The sequence below is a fragment of the Burkholderia sp. 10_S31 genome, from assembly GCF_056930375.1.
In genome coordinates this window covers 48,807-65,354 of record NZ_JBXOWK010000001.1, presented here as the reverse complement: position 1 = coordinate 65,354, position 16,548 = coordinate 48,807, and the positions used below count along the sequence as shown (strand labels likewise).

Sequence of the window (16,548 nt, the reverse complement as noted above, 5' to 3'; positions counted from 1 at the left end):
GCGTGACCGCGATGCGATGCGCGCGGTCGACAGGGGAAAGGATGATCGGCTCCCTCCGCGATGCGGAGCCAGGCATTCGCGTGCGTTACAGCCGGATCAACGCCGCACCCGCGACCACCAGCGCGCACGCGACGAGCCGCTGCGCGCCGGGCCGCTCGCGCATCACGAACCAGCCGATCGCGACCGCGAAGATCGAGCTCGTCTCGCGCAGCGCCGACACGGTCGCGACCGGCAGGTGCCGGTACGCGAGGATCACGATCCCGTATGCGGCGAGCGAGATCGTGCCGGCGATCGCACCCTGCGTGAGCGCCGCGCGCGATCCGAGCACCGCGCGCGGGCCGCCGCGCACCGCGCAGACGAGCACGAGCTGTGGCGCGCTCCACAGCAGGTACACCCACGCGATGTAGCCGAGCGCGCTGCCGGACACGCGCGAGCCGATCCCGTCGCAGATCGAATACGCGGCAATGAACACGCCGGTGAGCAGCGCATACGGCACGCCTTCCGCGGAGAACCGGAAGCCGCGCCGCAGCGCGAGCGACATGATCCCGAACGACACCAGCGCGATGCCCGCGAAGCCGAACGGCGTCGGCTGCTCGTGCAGCATCGCCAGCGCGAGCACCGATACGAGCAGCGGCGATATCCCGCGCGCGATCGGATAGATCTGTCCGAACTCGCCGCTGCGGTATGCGCGCGCGAGCGTGAAGCAGTATGCGACCTCGAGCACGGCCGACGCGGCGATGTACGGCCACGCGGCGGGCACCGGCGCGGGCAGCAGCGCGGCGCCCGCCGCGCCGAACGCGAGATACGGCAGCGACATCGTGCCGAGCTGGACGAGCCGGTCCTCGCTGACATGCAGGAACGCGTTCCAGATCGCGTGCAGCAGGGCGGAGCACAGCACGAGGCCGATGAAGAGATGGTCCATCAATGAAGGTGCGGGCGAAGGCGGGAGCGGGCAAGCGCCGTCAATTATGTGGGTATCGGGCAGATTCGCGCGGAATTGTCGATAATGGAACGTTGTTATTCACCGGATGCCGACGATGACCGAAGCCACCCCCACCCCGCCCGCCGTTCCGCGCCTCACGAGCCTGTCGCACGGGGGCGGCTGCGGCTGCAAGATCGCGCCGGGCGTGCTGTCCGAGCTGCTGAAGCGGGCGACGCCGCCGGCGCTGTTCCCGGATCTGCTGGTCGGCACCGAGACCTCCGATGACGCGGCCGTCTATCGGCTCAACGATGAGCAGGCGATCGTCGCGACGACGGACTTCTTCATGCCGATCGTCGACGATCCGTTCGACTTCGGCCGCATCGCGGCAACCAATGCGCTGTCGGACGTCTACGCGATGGGCGGCAAGCCGATTCTCGCGCTCGCGCTGGTCGGGATGCCGATCAACGTGTTGCCGCACGAGACGATCGCGGCCGTGCTGCGCGGCGGCGAATCGGTGTGCGCGGATGCGGGCATTCCGGTTGCGGGCGGCCATTCGATCGATTCGGTCGAGCCGATCTACGGGCTCGCGGCGATCGGCGTCGTGCATCCGTCGCGCGTGAAGCGCAACGCAGCCGCGCGTGCGGGCGACGTGCTGGTGCTCGGCAAGCCGCTCGGCGTGGGCGTGCTGTCGGCCGCGCTGAAGAAGAACCAGCTCGACGATGCGGGCTACGCGCAGATGGTCGCGACGACCACCAAGCTGAACCGGCCGGGCGCCGAGCTTGCCGCGCTGCCGGGCGTGCATGCGCTGACCGACGTCACGGGCTTCGGGCTGCTTGGCCATACGCTCGAGCTCGCACGCGGCGCGAACCTCACCGCACGCGTGCATTACGCATCGCTGCCGTGGCTCGCGGGCGTCGAGGCGTTCGTCGCCGACGGCGTGTTTACCGGCGCATCGGGGCGCAACTGGGCCGCGTACGGCACCGACGTGCGGCTCGCCGATAACCTGCCACCTGTCGCGCAGGCGCTGCTGACCGATCCGCAGACGTCCGGCGGCCTGCTGGTCGCGTGCGCGCCGGAAGCGGTCGACGAAGTCCTCGCGTGCTTCCGCGCCGACGGTTTCGACCGCGCGGCCGTGATCGGCGAGATGGTGGACGGGCCTTCGCGCGTCGACGTCGCCTGACGCGGCTTTCTCACGCCGGATCGCTGTCGGTGGCCAAAGTCGATGCCTTTCCCCGAAGGCATCGACGACCAATGAACGATTGCCTGTTCGTGCCGCTGATCGCGAACCAGGCGATGCGCGTCGTGTCCATATCGAGTCATTCACGTCGACGGTGCGTGTGCCGACATCGGCGTGTATGTCGGTCGATCCAATAGTATTCCTGATGTTATTGCGCGACGCGCATGTCGATGCCGTCGTGCATTCATGCGTGCCACAGGCACACTCGAACACCGCTCCGGCCGTTTCGTAGTCGGGTTCCGCATCCAGTACGTGCGTTCTATACTCCCTCGCGCAGTCTCCGAGAGCCGTTCTCACCCAACATCACCGAAACAAGGAACGCCGATGCTGACTCGCTCCATTCTTTCCGCAGCCGCATTCTCGCTTGCCGCCTGTGCGACCGCGCCGTCGATCGCGCAGGACAACCAGGGCAGCAATGCGGGCAATGCGGCATTTGCCGAGACCGGTGCACCGGGCTGCCCGGTCAAGGTCATGATCGTCACGATGTTCGGTCCGGAAGGCCAGGCGTGGCTCGACCGGCTCGGCCCGTGGCGCGACATCACCGTGCCCGGCCTGTCGCCCGACTATCCGGCCGTTCACTGCAACAAGCAGGACGTGTGCGTGGTGACGACCGGCATGGGCTACGCGAACGCGTCGGCGACGATCATGGCACTCACGTTCTCGCAGCGCTTCGACCTGCGCCGCACGTACTTCCTCGTGTCCGGCATCGCGGGCGTCGACCCCGCGCAAGGCACGGTCGGTTCCGCCGCATGGTCGAAATACCTGGTCGACTTCAGCCTGCAGTGGGAGCTCGATGCGCGCGAGATTCCGGCCGGCTGGAACACCGGCTATCTCGGCATCAATACGAAGAGCCCGAACGACAAGCCGCCGCTCGACTATCGCACCGAAGTGTTCCAGCTCAATCCGCAACTGACCGATGCCGCATATGCGCTGTCGCGCAACGTCGTGCTTGCCGACAGTGCGCAGGCCCAGGCCGCACGCGCGAAGTTCACGTATGCGCCGGCGAACCGGCCGCCGACGGTGATCCAGTGCGACACGTCGTCGGGCAATACATGGTTCTCGGGTACGCTGATCGGCGAGCGTGCGCGCCAGTGGACCAAGATCCTGACTGACGGCAAGGGCACCTACTGCATGACCGCGCAGGAAGACAACGCGACGTATGAAGCGCTCAAGCGCGCGGCGAGCGTGAAGCGGGTCGACCTGTCGCGCGTCGCGGTGCTGCGCACGGGTTCCGATTTCGATCGGCCGTATGCGGGGCAGACGAGTGCCGACAACCTGCTGAACTACGCGGATCAGGGTGGCTTCGCCCCGGCAACCGAAAACCTCTATCGCGCAGGCAACCCGCTGGTGCAGGACATCGTGACGCACTGGGGGGAATGGCGCGACGGGGTGCCGCGCCGGTAACGGTGTGGCGACGCGCCGAAGTTATTCCGTCATCCACGCATAGCGGGGCTCCGGGCGCGTCGATATTGCCCGGAGCGATCGGATTGAGGCTTGTGGGAACCGTGCTGAGGATCACCGCCCGGGTTGGGCCAGCTTGAGTTCGATGCGCGTGTATTCGGGGCCCAATAACTGCATGGTCGCCGTTTCGCCGTGCTCGTCCGTCATACCGATGTATTGCGTTGCACTGGTGCTGACCCGGTAGCAGGTGTGCATCAACGGCTTCCGGTCTCGATCACGAAAAAGCAATGTCTGATTGCGTGTGCGTGCAGTCCAGCGTTCCATCGTCACAAAACGTGCCGGTGCGGGCTCTCGGATGTCGCCGCACGAAAAGCGGATCGAGTCGGGCTCAGGCCCGGGCGTTGCTGGTGTCAGTGCATGACTCGCGACACCCGGTGTACCTGCCGAGCTGCAGAGATATTGACAGCCTGCTGGCGGGCATTTCGGGACGAACTGGATCCAAAGCTGCTTTTTGTCGTCGGAATCGAGCCTGCCGTTCCTGCCCGATACGATTCGCTCGTCGACATAAATGTCATCGGGCGACATACCGAGTTGCACGAGAAAGGATTTCATCTGCGCACCGCGTTGTCGCGCGAGCTCCTTGGGCCGGTTTTCCCAATCGTAGGCGGCCGCGTCGATCGAGGCCGTCGCCCCTTCGCGAGTCCATTCTCGGGCGGTCAGGTAGTGCCTGGCGACGGCGAGCCTGTCGCTATTGGCGATCTCGGCCGAATTCAGTGGCAGTTCCATGCTGTCGGTCAACAAGACCTTGCACGCATCGGCCTGGATCGGAAGTGACAGGAAGGCGCCGAGTATGACGGCGAGGGCATGTTTCATCGGTCGCTCCAGTTCACCGCGCCAGAATGAACCACGCGATGTTGTCTGCGTTGCCGATCGCCATGCCCGGATAGCGTTTGGCGAACTGGGCGCAGGCCCGGCGACCGTATGCCGCCGGGTGATCCCCGGCGTCGAAGGTGTCCGCAAAATGGGCGCATTCATGAACAATCGTTAGTTGCTGCGAGGAGAGGTTTCCAGCCGATCGCTCTGGTAGCGAGCAGAACGGGAGACTGATGGCGATCGTATGAGTTGCCGTGTCGGGGCGACAGACATGCGCAACCTCGATGTCGACATTTTCCATGTTCGGCAGACATTCTGTTGCTCGGTCGGCATCGGAACCGACGCGGACGAAGTTCCTTGGGCCGAGGCGAGCCATTACTCTGGCAAGGGCGTCGAGCCCCGTCGTGAGTTTGCGTCGTGTATCCATGTTTGCCGAGCCGAACCACTCGATGACTCGAGCTTCGGTGGCTGGATTCCATCGCATCAGTTCCCGGCGCCGTTGCAGTGTGATCTCGACGGCTTCGTCCCGCAATTCAAGCAACCGTTTCCTGAACGCAGAATCCGTCATGTTCGGGCAGATTGGCGGTTCGTCGAGCGATACATCGAGCTGTGGCGACGCATTCATAGGCACGCTCCATAGGGACATCCTTTGGAGTGCCGATGCTAAGTGCCCGAAGCGGCCCGATGATGCGCCCAATTGCGGTGGACGGAACGAACAAATATTGGGAAGTGTGAAGGAGAGGTGGGAAAGGCCGCGGTTTTTCGTGGCGCACACGTGTTCTTGCGCCTGCTCAACCGGCGTGAACGATCGAGATTGAAACAGCTTGGGCACGGTGGCCAATGGAACATCGGGAATGATGGCGAGCGCAACGCGGCTGAGTTATTGGCCGGTGTCAATCGATGTGACCGTCCCTGATGGGACTCGTCCACTGGATTTACTTCGGAGAACGTTGCCAATTGTGCCGCTACGCCCATTGCTGCAACTAACGCACGATATGCCGTACTGGCCGGCGGCATCGCCCCTGGTACAGGGCATCGTCACGTACTGGAGCGAATGGCGCGACGGGGTGCCGCGCCGTTGATGGCCGGACGATCCCGTCGACGGGTCAACGCACGGGTCAGTGCGATTGCGGCATGGAACGGAACGGCGTCCAGACGGGCGTCGTGTCGTCCCAATGATCGAGCGGCGAAGGAAGTTGATCGTTCATCACAGGCTCCTGCAACTAACTGACTAATAGAGTGTTCGACAGCGGTATCGCGACGCCGCGCACCGGATCATCCGATGCGCGGCGTTGCACGTTTACCGGCCTCCGCCTGCGAGCTGGTTGCTCTCCGGCATCGAGCGATACGGGCCTTGCGCGAGTTCGAGCCCTTGCGGATACGAATTTGCCTTGCGCAGCCAGGCCAGCGTGCCGTCGCGACGGGCCTGCTCGACTTCCGCGCGGACTTCGGCGCGGGTGCGCGGGCCGTTGCTGTGCTGCGTGTACCACGACGTGTTGCCGTATTCGCCCGCGTGCGGAGCGTTCGTATCGGCGAAGGCCGGTGCGGACACGGCGAGTGCGAGGGCGACGGCGGAGAGAAGATGGCGGCGGTTCATGACGTAACTCCTGTGTTGGTCGGAGTCGGCGCATGAGCGCGTGCTCCGGTCCCGTCAAACGGGGGCTGTTCGATGCGCAACGAGGTGCGCGACAGGGTTTACTCTAGGTGTCTGTTCCGTCGCGATAAATGCGGCTGACGCGAATTGAATAGTCACGATCGAGGAACAATCGCCCTCCGTAACGTCGGCAGGGGTATTCGAGATTCGCGCAAAGCCGCCTGCGGCGGGGCTCGCGGCGATGAGGGGCGACGCGCGACGATGCGCACGGACGATTGCCGCGCGTGGTGAAAAGGTGTGATGCGGATTCAGGAAAGACGCTTGCGCGCGGAGGCGCAGGCGGCACGAAGGCGGGACGGCGCGCGGGCCGGACAGCCCGCGCGCCGCGGTTCAGAGGCGGTTCAGAGGCTCAAGCGACCCACTCGTTGATGACCGGCGTGTCGAGCGCCGGTGCGCGCTCGGCTTCCTCGAACGTGCGCTTGCTGCACGTCGCGTCGAGGCTGCCCTTGCCGCTCAGCAGCGGACAGCGGTCGAACACTTCGGCGATCCAGTCGACGAACACGCGCACCTTCGGCGACAGGTGCCGGCTGTGCGGATAAACGACCGAGATCGGCATCGGCAGCGGCTTCAGGCCGGGCAGCACTTCCTTGAGCCGGCCGTCGCGCAGGTGCGGCAGCACCATGAACAGCGGCGGCTGGATCAGCCCGAAGCCTTCGAGCCCGCACGTCACGTACGCATCGGCGTCGTTGACCGACACGATCGCGTTCATCTTGACCTCGACTTCCTTGCCGTCGGTCAGGAACGTCCAGTCGATCGTGCGGCCCGTCCGGCTCGAGAAGTAGTTGACGGCCTTGTGCTCGCTCAGGTCCTCGATCGTGTGCGGTTCGCCGTACTTCTCCAGATACGCGGGTGCCGCTACCGACACGCACTCGAACAGGCCGACGCGGCGCGCGACGAGCGACGAATCCTGCAGCGCGCCGACGCGGATCACGCAGTCGACGCCTTCCTGCAGCAGGTCGACAGGCCGGTCGGACAGGCCGAGCTGCAGGTCGATGTCCGGATAGCGCGTGTGGAACTCGCACAGCGACGGAATCACGAGCAGCCGCCCGATCGAGCCCGGCATGTCGATACGCAACTTTCCGTGCGGCTTCCGGTTGTTGTTCTGGAAGCTTGCTTCGGTTTCCTCGACATCGGCGAGGATCCGCACGCACCGTTCATAGTACGCGGCGCCGTCGGGCGTGAGCGACAGCCGGCGCGTGGTCCGGTGCATCAGGCGCACGCCGAGGAATGCTTCGAGATTCTGGATGATCGTCGTGACGGACGCCCGCGGCAGGCTGAGCGTTTCCGCTGCCTTGGTGAAGCTGCTTGTATCGACGACGCGAGTAAACACCTGCATGGCCTGAAGCCGGTCCATCACAACCTCCGCAATCTAATGAGCCGCCGGAACAAAGAGGCTGCGTCGCTTTGTAGGCGACGCAGCCTGCGATTGTTCGGGGGCGTTGAATTGTGTTGCCGGATTATAGGCATTTATCCCAATGTCTGCCGGACCCAGAATTCGTTCCATCTCGAAATGGATGCTGCATCGTCATGGACGCTTCTGAATTCAGCAAATTCCTGAAAGCCGCATTGCCCGCCGAAGCCAGAGCAGGCGCGGCACTGACGGTCGCGGAGGTGGAAATCCCCGGCTACGCGCAGGACATCGTGCTGCGCCTCTATCGGCGCGCGGACAAGACCGGATTGCCTGTAGTGCTTTATTTCCACGGTGGCGGCTTCGTGCGGGGTACGCTCGACGACGCCGACTTCGCCGCGCGTTTTTTAGCAGAACGCTTACCAGCTCTCGTAGTGTCGGTCGATTATTCGCTCGCGCCGGCCTTTCCTTTTCCGGCGGCGCCGGAGGATGCGTATCGCGCGGCCGTATGGGCCGCGACGCGCGCCCGCGCGTTCGGTGGCAATCCGAAGAAGATCGGTGTCGCGGGGCACGATGCGGGCGGCCAGCTCGCGAACTGCCTCGCGTTCATCGCGCGCGATCGCGGCGAAGTGTCGATTGCCGCGCAGGCGCTGTTCGGGCCGATGCTCGACCCGAGCATGACGCGCATCGGCGACGCCGACCGCCTGTCCTCCGACATCACCGCGCGCGAATGCGCGGCCTGTTATCGCGCGTATCTGCCGCAGGCGGCGCAACGCATGCATCCGTATGCGGCGCCGCTCGAATCGGTGCGCCTCGCGGGCCTGCCGCCGACGCTCGTCGTCACCGCGCAGAACGACGTGCTGCACGTCGAAGCGGAGAAATATGCGGGCTGCCTGATCTCGTCGGGCGTGCTCACGCAGGTGATCCGCTACCCGGACGTCACGCACGCGGCGCTCGCGACGCACGAGGCCGCGCTCGAGGAAGCCGTGCGCTTCCTCCAGTGCCGCTTCCAGGCGCGCCAGCCGAACCGTTCCGAATAACCAGACCAATCCACGCTTACTGGAGATCCACATGGCCATCCTACGCACCTCCCGTTCCCGAATCGCGACCGCGGCGATCGTCACGCTCGCCGTCGTCGGTCTCGGCACGTTCGGCGCGATGCGCGTGAACGCGAACGCACCCGAAAAGGCGGCGGCGCCGCTGCCCGAAGTCGACGTCGCGACCGTCGTGCCGCAGACCGTCACCGACTGGCAAGGCTATTCGGGCCGCCTCGAGGCGGTCGAGAAAGTCGACGTGCGCCCGCAGGTGTCCGGCACGATCGTCGCGGTGAACTTCAAGGACGGCGCGCTCGTGAAGAAAGGCGACGTGCTGTTCGTGATCGATCCGCGTCCGTATCAGGCCGAAGCCGACCGCGCGGCCGCGCAGCTTGCCGCCGCGCAGGCACGCAACGGCTACGCGCAGAGCGACTGGCAGCGCGCGCAGCGGCTGATCGGCGACAACGCGATCGCGAAGCGCGACTACGACGAGAAGCAGAACGCCGCGCGCGAGGCGAATGCGAACCTGAAGGCAGCCGATGCCGCGCTGGAAACGGCGCGCATCAACCTCGGCTATACGCGGATCACCGCGCCGGTATCGGGCCGCGTGTCGCGTGCGGAAATCACGTTGGGCAACGTCGTGTCGGCCGGCGCATCGGCCGCACCGCTGACGACACTGGTGTCGGTGTCGCCGATCTACGCGTCGTTCGACGCGGACGAGCAGACCTACCTGCAATACATCAACGGCGCACGCAACGGCCGCAAGGTGCCGGTCGAGCTCGGCCTTGCGAACGAATCCGGCTACTCGCGCAGCGGCGAGATCGATTCGGTCGACAACCGGCTCGACACGTCGTCCGGCACGATCCGCGTACGTGCGCGTTTCGACAACGCGGACGGTACGCTCGTCCCGGGCCTCTACGCACGCGTGAAGGTGGGAGGCAGCGCACCGCACCAGGCACTGCTCGTCGACGACGCGGCGATCAACACCGACCAGGACAAGAAGTTCGTGTTCGTGGTCGACCAGCAGGGCCGCGTGTCGTATCGCGAAGTGCAGCAGGGCATGCAGCACGGCAACCGGCGGGTGATCGTGAGCGGGCTTTCCGCCGGCGATCGCGTGATCGTGAACGGCACGCAGCGCGTGCGGCCGGGCGAGCAGGTGAAGCCGCACATGGTCCCGATGACGGGCGGCGATACACCGTCCGCGCCGCTCGCGAGCACCGCGAAGCCGGCCGCACCGGCGAAGGCGGATTCGTAAGCGGCCAGCCGCTTCGCATCCGCGTTCAACCAGACAGAGCAACCCATGAACATTTCCAAATTCTTTATCGACCGGCCGATCTTCGCAGGAGTCCTATCGGTGATCATCCTGCTCGGCGGGGTGATCGCGATGTTCCTGCTGCCGATCTCCGAGTATCCGGAAGTCGTGCCGCCTTCCGTGATCGTGAAGGCGCAGTACCCGGGCGCGAACCCGAAAGTGATCGCCGAGACGGTCGCGTCGCCGCTCGAGGAGCAGATCAACGGCGTCGAGGACATGCTCTACATGCAGTCGCAGGCGAACAGCGACGGCAACATGACGATCACCGTCACGTTCAAGCTCGGCACCGATCCGGACAAGGCCACGCAGCTCGTGCAGAACCGCGTGAACCAGGCGCTGCCGCGCCTGCCGGAAGACGTGCAGCGGCTCGGCATCACGACGGTGAAGAGCTCGCCGACGCTGACGATGGTGGTCCACCTGATCTCGCCGGACAACCGCTACGACATGACCTATCTGCGCAACTACGCGCTGATCAACGTGAAGGATCGCCTGTCGCGGATCCAGGGCGTCGGCCAGGTGCAGCTGTGGGGTTCGGGCGACTACGCGATGCGCGTGTGGCTCGATCCGCAGAAGGTCGCGCAGCGCGGGCTGTCGGCCGAGGACGTCGTGCAGGCGATCCGCGAGCAGAACGTGCAGGTCGCGGCCGGCGTGATCGGTGCATCGCCGTCGCTGCCCGGCACGCCGCTGCAGCTGTCGGTGAACGCGCGCGGCCGTCTGCAGACGGAAGACGAGTTCGGCGACATCGTCGTGAAGACGACGCCGGACGGCGGCGTCACGCACCTGCGCGACATCGCGCGGATCCAGCTCGACGCGTCCGAATACGGGCTGCGCTCGCTGCTCGACAACAAGCCGGCCGTCGCGATGGCGATCAACCAGTCGCCGGGCGCGAACTCGCTGCAGATCTCCGACGAAGTGCGCAAGACGATGGCCGAGCTGAAGCAGGACATGCCGGCGGGCGTCGACTACAAGATCGTCTATGACCCGACGCAGTTCGTGCGTTCGTCGATCAAGGCCGTGGCGCACACGCTGCTCGAAGCGATCGCGCTGGTCGTGATCGTCGTGATCGTGTTCCTGCAGACCTGGCGCGCATCGCTGATTCCGCTGATCGCGGTGCCGGTGTCGATCATCGGCACGTTCTCGCTGCTGCTCGGCTTCGGCTATTCGATCAACGCGTTGTCGCTGTTCGGGATGGTGCTCGCGATCGGTATCGTGGTCGACGATGCGATCGTGGTGGTCGAGAACGTCGAGCGCAACATCGAAAGCGGGATGAACGCGCGGCAGGCGACCTACAAGGCGATGCAGGAGGTGAGCGGGCCGATCATCGCGATCGCGCTGACGCTTGTCGCCGTGTTCGTGCCGCTCGCGTTCATGTCGGGCCTGACCGGCCAGTTCTACAAGCAGTTCGCGATGACCATCGCGATCTCGACGGTGATCTCGGCGTTCAACTCGCTCACGCTGTCGCCGGCGCTGGCCGCGATCCTGCTGAAGGGGCATGGCGACAAGGAAGACTGGCTCACGCGCGTGATGAACCGCGTGCTCGGCGGCTTCTTCAAGCGCTTCAACAAGGTGTTCCATCGCGGCGCGGAGAACTACGGCCGCGGCGTGCGCGGCGTGCTGTCGCGCAAGACGCTGATGCTCGGCGTGTACCTCGTGCTGGTGGGCGCGACCGTGCTCGTGTCGAAGGTCGTGCCGGGCGGCTTCGTGCCCGCGCAGGACAAGGAATACCTGATCGCGTTCGCGCAGTTGCCGAACGGCGCGTCGCTCGACCGCACCGAGAAGGTGATTCGCGACATGGGCTCGATCGCGCTGAAGCAGCCGGGCGTGGAGAGCGCGGTGGCGTTCCCGGGGCTGTCGGTGAACGGCTTCACCAACAGCTCGAGCGCGGGCATCGTGTTCGTCACGCTGAAGCCGTTCTCGGAACGGCACGGCAAGGCGCTGTCGGCCGGTGCGATCGCCGGTGCGCTGAACCAGAAATACGGTGCGATCAAGGACTCGTTCGTCGCGGTGTTCCCGCCGCCGCCGGTGCTCGGCCTCGGCACGCTCGGCGGGTTCAAGATGCAGATCGAGGATCGCGGCGCGGTCGGCTACGCGAAGCTGTCGGATGCGACCAACGACTTCATCAAGCGTGCGCAGCAGGCGCCGGAACTCGGTCCGCTGTTCACGAGCTACCAGATCAACGTGCCGCAGCTGAACGTCGATCTCGACCGCGTGAAGGCGAAGCAGCTCGGCGTGCCGGTCACCGACGTGTTCAACACGATGCAGGTGTATCTCGGTTCGCTGTACGTGAACGACTTCAATCGCTTCGGACGCGTGTACCAGGTGCGCGTGCAGGCCGATGCACCGTTCCGTCAGCGCGCGGACGACATCCTGCAGCTGAAGACGCGCAACGACAAGGGCGAAATGGTGCCGCTGTCGTCGCTCGTCACCGTGACGCCGACGTTCGGTCCGGAAATGGTCGTGCGCTACAACGGCTACACGGCGGCCGACATCAACGGCGGCCCGGCGCCGGGCTTCTCGTCGGGGCAGGCGCAGGCCGCGATCGAGCGCATCGCGCATGAAACGCTGCCGCGTGGCGTGCGGTTCGAATGGACCGACCTCACGTACCAGCAGATCCTCGCGGGCGATTCGGCGATGTGGGTGTTCCCGATCAGCGTGCTGCTCGTGTTCCTCGTGCTCGCCGCGCTGTACGAAAGCCTGACGCTGCCGCTGGCGGTGATCCTGATCGTGCCGATGAGCATTCTGTCGGCGCTCACGGGCGTGTGGCTTACGCAGGGCGACAACAACATCTTCACGCAGATCGGCTTGATGGTGCTGGTGGGGCTGTCGGCGAAGAACGCGATCCTGATCGTCGAATTCGCACGTGAACTGGAGCATGACGGCAGGACGCCGCTCGAGGCCGCGATCGAGGCGAGCCGCCTGCGGTTGCGCCCGATCCTGATGACGTCGATCGCATTCATCATGGGCGTCGTGCCGCTCGTCACGTCGACGGGCGCGGGCTCCGAGATGCGGCATGCGATGGGTATCGCGGTGTTCTTCGGGATGCTCGGCGTGACGCTGTTCGGGCTGATGCTGACGCCGGTGTTCTATGTCGTGCTGCGCACGCTGGCGGGCGGCAAGATCCACGTCGCCGGCAAGGACTCGGCCGGCTATGGCGTGTCGCCTTCGGGTGCGCCGGCTACGGGCGTGCCGGCTTCGGATGCTTGAGGAAAACAAGATGGACAACATGTACAACTCGATTGGCCTGATGCGCTTCGCGAAGGTGGCGGCCGCGAGCACCCTGCTCGCGACGCTGCTCGCCGCGTGCGCGGTGGGGCCCGACTACAAGCGCCCGGATGTGTCGACGCCCGCGGCGTTCAAGGAAGCGCCGACGCTCACGGCCGGCGAACAGGCCGGCACGTGGAAGACCGCCGAACCGGCCGACGGCGAGCATCGCGGCGAATGGTGGAAGGCGTTCGGCGATCCGGTGCTCGACGCGCTCGAGTCGCAGGCGCTCGCCGCCAACCAGAACCTGAAGGCCGCGGCCGCGCGCGTCGAGGAAGCGCGTGCGGCGACCCGCACCGCGCGCTCGCAGTGGTTCCCGCAGGTCGGCGCCGGGTTCGGGCCGACGCGCGAGGGGCTGTCGTCGGCGTCGCAGTTCCAGCCGCAGGGCACGGGCCCGACCACCGCGACGCTGTGGCGCGCACAGGGCACGGTGTCCTACGAGGCCGACCTGTTCGGCCGCGTGAGCCGCAACGTCGAGGCGTCGCGTGCCGACCAGGCGCAGAGCGAAGCGCTGTTCCGCTCGGTGCAGCTCGCGCTGCAGGCGGACGTCGCGCAGAACTACTTCGAATTGCGCCAGCTCGACTCGGACCAGGACCTGTACCGTCGCACGGTCGAACTGCGTGACCAGGCGCTGAAGCTCGTGCAGCGCCGCTTCAACGAAGGCGACATCAGCGAACTCGACGTGTCGCGTGCGAAGAACGAGTTGGCGACCGCGCAGGCCGATGCGGTCGGCGTCGCGCGCCGCCGCGCGGCGTCCGAGCATGCGCTCGCGATCCTGCTCGGCAAGGCGCCTGCGGACTTCGCGTTCAAGGAGACGCCGATCGTGCCGGTCGCGGTGAAGATCCCCGCGGGCCTGCCGTCCGCGCTGCTCGAACGGCGCCCGGACGTGTCGGCGGCCGAGCGTGCGATGGCGGCCGCGAATGCGCGGATCGGTCTCGCGAAGTCGGCGTACTTCCCCAAGCTCGATATCACGGGTGCGTTCGGGTATGAGGCGTCGACGCTCGGCAACCTGTTCCTGTGGTCGAGCCGCACGTTCCTGCTCGGGCCGTTCGCCGGTACCGCGCTGACGCTGCCGCTGTTCGACGGCGGACGGCGTGCGGCCGGCGTGCAGCAGGCGCGCGCGCAGTACGACGAGCAGGTCGCGAACTACCGGCAGCAGGTGCTCGTCGCGTTCCGCGAGGTCGAGGACAATCTCGCCGATCTGCGTCTGCTCGACGACCAGATTCGCGCACAGGATGCGGCGGTCAATGCGTCGCGCCGGGCGGCGACGTTGTCGCGTACGCAGTATCAGGAAGGCGAGGTCGCGTATCTCGACGTGATCGACAGCGAACGGTCGGTGCTGCAGTCGCAATTGCAGGCGAACCAGCTGACCGGTGCGCAGGCGGTGTCGACCGTGAACCTGATTCGCGCGCTGGGCGGCGGTTGGGGGGCGGCGCCGGTGGCGGTCGGCGATGCGGCGACGGGCCAGGCGGAGGTGGCTGCGCGCTGAGCGTGAACGGCGGCGATTCGTCGCCCCGGCCGTCGGTCGCGAATCGAAGCCCCCGGCATGCAGGCTCAGGCCTGCGTGACCGGGGGTTTTTCATGGAGCGTCGGGCTGATATCGCAACTAACGGTCAAGCTCGTGCAGCACCGGCGAACGGTGCGTGCGGCGGTGCCCCGCCGCACGCACCCGTGGGAACGTCGGCGAGCGGAAACCACGCGCACCGTCGGGCGGCGCGTCTGGCACGCGATCGGATTCCAGATCGCTGGTGACGTGCCTGATCCCGCTGAGCGCGTGGTGGCTCGACGTGTCGCTGCCGCAGGCGTTCCGCTACGATGCGGTGCCGATCGTGTTCTTCCCGATCTTCACGTTCGCGTGCAACGGGTCGTTCGACAGCGTGTTCGGATTGCCGGATGCGGTGACGCGCAAGGCCGAGCCGGTCGCGTAACGGATAGGAAAACGAATCGACACGGGCCAGCCCGCATCGTTTCGTTTCGGAAGAGAGGGGGGTAACGGGCGGCGCGCATGCCGCCCGCGAGCCGCGCGTGAACCTTACGCGGCGACGAACTCGTGCACGTAACGGTTGAACACCGCGGGGCTCGCCGCGTTCATCCCGTGCGACGCACCGGCGACGGTCTGCCGTTGTGCATCGCCGATCCACTGCGACAGCGTGTCGACGTTGTTGCGGAACATCTTCGGGCTGCGCTGGCCGTCGATCAGCAGCGTGCGGCATGCGATATCCGATGCCGTGTGCTGCGAATAGGCGGGCAGCGGATCGCGCAGCTGCTTCGGCAGCGTGCTTGCGTTGTCGATCGCCATCGTGCGAAAGCGCGACGTGCTCTTCTTCCATGCGCCGGGCAGGCTCACCGAATCGACGAACATCTCGAGGCCGGTTTCGACTTCGCCTTGACCGATCAGGTTCACGGCCTTCGTGCGCAGTGCGATCGCGGCAGCCGGCAGCGCGGCTTCGCGCACGCCCGGCTGCTGCTGCAGCGGGCCGCCCGGATCGGCGAGCGTGAGCGTGTCGACGAGCTGCGGATGCTGGCGTGCGACGTTGAACGCGATGCTGCCGCCACGCGAATGGCCGACCAGATGCACGGGGCCGAGATCGAGCGCGTCGATGAATTCGGCGAGCTCGTCGACGTGGTTCTGCCAGCTGAACTCGTCCTGGATGCCCGCTTCGACGGCCGGCCAGTAGTGGCTCAGGCTTGGTGCAATGCAGCGGTAGTGCGCCGACAGCGAGGCGAGTTGCGGATCCCAGTAACGGTAGTCGCACAACGATCCGTGCACGAACACCATCGGCGCGCCGCTGCCCCGCTCGACATACGGCAGGCTGATGCCCGACGAAAGCGTCGCAAATTGCAGGTCGGGGTTCGCGAGCACCGAAGGCTCGATTCGCATGTTCATGGCTGAAAGACTCAAAGGTGCGTCAACACGACGCAACTATGCATCACGGCGACCTGCAAGGAAAACGCATAATTTTCATCGTCACGATCAATTTTATTGATGGCTCGGCTGAAAACCCTTGTCGGGGCGTGGTGATGTGTCGAATCTTTCAATCATCCGACGATTGATTTCTCGGTTGAAAACGCGTGCGAATGCCTGCGCACACGCGCATCGGGGCGCGAGGAAAAAGGGGAGAAAGGGAGAAAGAAGGGCCGCCGAACGCGGCCCGCCCGTCACCGCACCGCCAGCGCGGGCGCGGTCTGAAGCTCGACGGGAAGGTCGTTGTCGGCGGCGAACTGCATCGCGAAGTCGAACGCATCCGCACACACGTCGCGCAATTCGTCCGACACGACCAGGCATTTGACGCCGCCGTCGACGACCGGCATCGCGAGCCGCGACAGCGCGCACGGATAGCCGGGCCGCCGTTCGCCGACGAACAGCGTGATGACGCCCGCGAGCCGTTCGGGCCAGTCGCTCGGGCGGAAGGTCTTCTGCGCGCGGGTCACGCCGCGGATCAGGTGGCCGCGGGGTTGGCCCATGAGGCGGTCGTGTTCGGTGATGTCGATGCGATCCATGCTGA

Annotated in this window: 13 protein-coding genes and 1 pseudogene; 7 read left to right on the top strand and 7 right to left on the bottom strand. The window is 65.9% G+C overall.

What is annotated here, in order from left to right; all coding sequences use genetic code 11:
- Window positions 1–85: 85 nt before the first annotated feature.
- On the bottom strand, window positions 86–922 hold the full coding sequence (locus AC1Z3W_RS00285) for a DMT family transporter (RefSeq protein WP_124832692.1): 837 nt from the start codon (window positions 920–922) through the stop codon (window positions 86–88).
- A gap of 115 nt (window positions 923–1,037) precedes the next feature.
- On the opposite strand from AC1Z3W_RS00285, the gene selD reads away from it, so the two are divergent.
- Window positions 1,038–2,102, top strand: coding sequence for a selenide, water dikinase SelD (selD, locus tag AC1Z3W_RS00280; protein WP_483506596.1), 1,065 nt, complete (start codon window positions 1,038–1,040; stop codon window positions 2,100–2,102).
- A gap of 381 nt (window positions 2,103–2,483) precedes the next feature.
- The gene (locus tag AC1Z3W_RS00275) at window positions 2,484–3,563 is read left to right on the top strand and encodes a purine-nucleoside phosphorylase (protein WP_483506595.1); all 1,080 of its coding nucleotides are present in this window, start codon (window positions 2,484–2,486) and stop codon (window positions 3,561–3,563) included.
- 111 nt (window positions 3,564–3,674) lie between these two features.
- Here AC1Z3W_RS00275 and AC1Z3W_RS00270 read toward each other — a convergent pair whose 3' ends face one another.
- The 4 genes from AC1Z3W_RS00270 to ceoR form a co-directional block, all read right to left on the bottom strand.
- Window positions 3,675–4,433: a hypothetical protein gene (locus tag AC1Z3W_RS00270; protein WP_483506594.1), complete on the bottom strand. Its 759-nt coding sequence runs from the start codon at window positions 4,431–4,433 to the stop codon at window positions 3,675–3,677.
- A 13-nt stretch (window positions 4,434–4,446) separates the two neighbouring features.
- Window positions 4,447–5,058, bottom strand: coding sequence for a M35 family metalloendopeptidase (locus tag AC1Z3W_RS00265; RefSeq protein ID WP_244104918.1), 612 nt, complete (start codon window positions 5,056–5,058; stop codon window positions 4,447–4,449).
- Window positions 5,059–5,733: 675 nt separating this feature from the next.
- A complete protein-coding gene (locus AC1Z3W_RS00260) occupies window positions 5,734–6,030 on the bottom strand; it encodes a DUF4148 domain-containing protein (protein WP_057925674.1) in 297 nt (98 codons plus the stop codon).
- Between the two features lie 406 nt (window positions 6,031–6,436).
- A complete protein-coding gene (gene ceoR, locus AC1Z3W_RS00255; protein ID WP_057925675.1) occupies window positions 6,437–7,441 on the bottom strand; it encodes a putative multidrug efflux transcriptional regulator CeoR in 1,005 nt (334 codons plus the stop codon).
- Between the two features lie 173 nt (window positions 7,442–7,614).
- Between ceoR and AC1Z3W_RS00250 the strand changes: the two genes are divergently transcribed.
- From AC1Z3W_RS00250 to AC1Z3W_RS00230, 5 genes and pseudogenes are all read left to right on the top strand, one after another.
- Entirely contained in the window at window positions 7,615–8,475 is an 861-nt protein-coding gene (locus tag AC1Z3W_RS00250; RefSeq protein ID WP_057925676.1) for an alpha/beta hydrolase, read from the top strand.
- Between the two features lie 31 nt (window positions 8,476–8,506).
- Complete coding sequence (gene ceoA / locus AC1Z3W_RS00245) at window positions 8,507–9,724, top strand: multidrug efflux RND transporter periplasmic adaptor subunit CeoA (RefSeq protein WP_124832696.1); 1,218 nt, start codon at window positions 8,507–8,509, stop codon at window positions 9,722–9,724.
- Between the two features lie 45 nt (window positions 9,725–9,769).
- The gene (gene ceoB / locus AC1Z3W_RS00240) at window positions 9,770–12,985 is read left to right on the top strand and encodes a multidrug efflux RND transporter permease subunit CeoB (protein WP_124832697.1); all 3,216 of its coding nucleotides are present in this window, start codon (window positions 9,770–9,772) and stop codon (window positions 12,983–12,985) included.
- A 10-nt stretch (window positions 12,986–12,995) separates the two neighbouring features.
- Window positions 12,996–14,531, top strand: coding sequence for a multidrug efflux transporter outer membrane subunit OpcM (gene opcM / locus AC1Z3W_RS00235; RefSeq protein WP_483506593.1), 1,536 nt, complete (start codon window positions 12,996–12,998; stop codon window positions 14,529–14,531).
- A gap of 183 nt (window positions 14,532–14,714) precedes the next feature.
- A pseudogene (locus AC1Z3W_RS00230) lies at window positions 14,715–14,970 on the top strand (chlorhexidine efflux transporter); the annotation flags it as partial.
- A 104-nt stretch (window positions 14,971–15,074) separates the two neighbouring features.
- Here AC1Z3W_RS00230 and AC1Z3W_RS00225 read toward each other — a convergent pair.
- Window positions 15,075–15,929, bottom strand: a complete 855-nt coding sequence (locus AC1Z3W_RS00225; protein ID WP_124832698.1) for an alpha/beta fold hydrolase — start codon at window positions 15,927–15,929, stop codon at window positions 15,075–15,077.
- Between the two features lie 272 nt (window positions 15,930–16,201).
- On the bottom strand, window positions 16,202–16,543 hold the full coding sequence (locus tag AC1Z3W_RS00220) for a DUF3579 domain-containing protein (RefSeq protein ID WP_057925680.1): 342 nt from the start codon (window positions 16,541–16,543) through the stop codon (window positions 16,202–16,204).
- Window positions 16,544–16,548: the final 5 nt, after the last annotated feature.

Bases quoted from the DNA above. Each gene is read 5' to 3' on its own strand.
- AC1Z3W_RS00285 (WP_124832692.1), bottom strand. From the start codon at position 922: ATGGACCATCTCTTCATCGGCCTCGTGCTGTGCTCCGCCCTGCTGCAC.
- selD (WP_483506596.1), top strand. From the start codon at position 1,038: ATGACCGAAGCCACCCCCACCCCGCCCGCCGTTCCGCGCCTCACGAGC.
- AC1Z3W_RS00275 (WP_483506595.1), top strand. From the start codon at position 2,484: ATGCTGACTCGCTCCATTCTTTCCGCAGCCGCATTCTCGCTTGCCGCC.
- AC1Z3W_RS00270 (WP_483506594.1), bottom strand. From the start codon at position 4,433: ATGAAACATGCCCTCGCCGTCATACTCGGCGCCTTCCTGTCACTTCCG.
- AC1Z3W_RS00265 (WP_244104918.1), bottom strand. From the start codon at position 5,058: ATGAATGCGTCGCCACAGCTCGATGTATCGCTCGACGAACCGCCAATC.
- AC1Z3W_RS00260 (WP_057925674.1), bottom strand. From the start codon at position 6,030: ATGAACCGCCGCCATCTTCTCTCCGCCGTCGCCCTCGCACTCGCCGTG.
- ceoR (WP_057925675.1), bottom strand. From the start codon at position 7,441: ATGGACCGGCTTCAGGCCATGCAGGTGTTTACTCGCGTCGTCGATACA.
- AC1Z3W_RS00250 (WP_057925676.1), top strand. From the start codon at position 7,615: ATGGACGCTTCTGAATTCAGCAAATTCCTGAAAGCCGCATTGCCCGCC.
- ceoA (WP_124832696.1), top strand. From the start codon at position 8,507: ATGGCCATCCTACGCACCTCCCGTTCCCGAATCGCGACCGCGGCGATC.
- ceoB (WP_124832697.1), top strand. From the start codon at position 9,770: ATGAACATTTCCAAATTCTTTATCGACCGGCCGATCTTCGCAGGAGTC.
- opcM (WP_483506593.1), top strand. From the start codon at position 12,996: ATGGACAACATGTACAACTCGATTGGCCTGATGCGCTTCGCGAAGGTG.
- AC1Z3W_RS00225 (WP_124832698.1), bottom strand. From the start codon at position 15,929: ATGAACATGCGAATCGAGCCTTCGGTGCTCGCGAACCCCGACCTGCAA.
- AC1Z3W_RS00220 (WP_057925680.1), bottom strand. From the start codon at position 16,543: ATGGATCGCATCGACATCACCGAACACGACCGCCTCATGGGCCAACCC.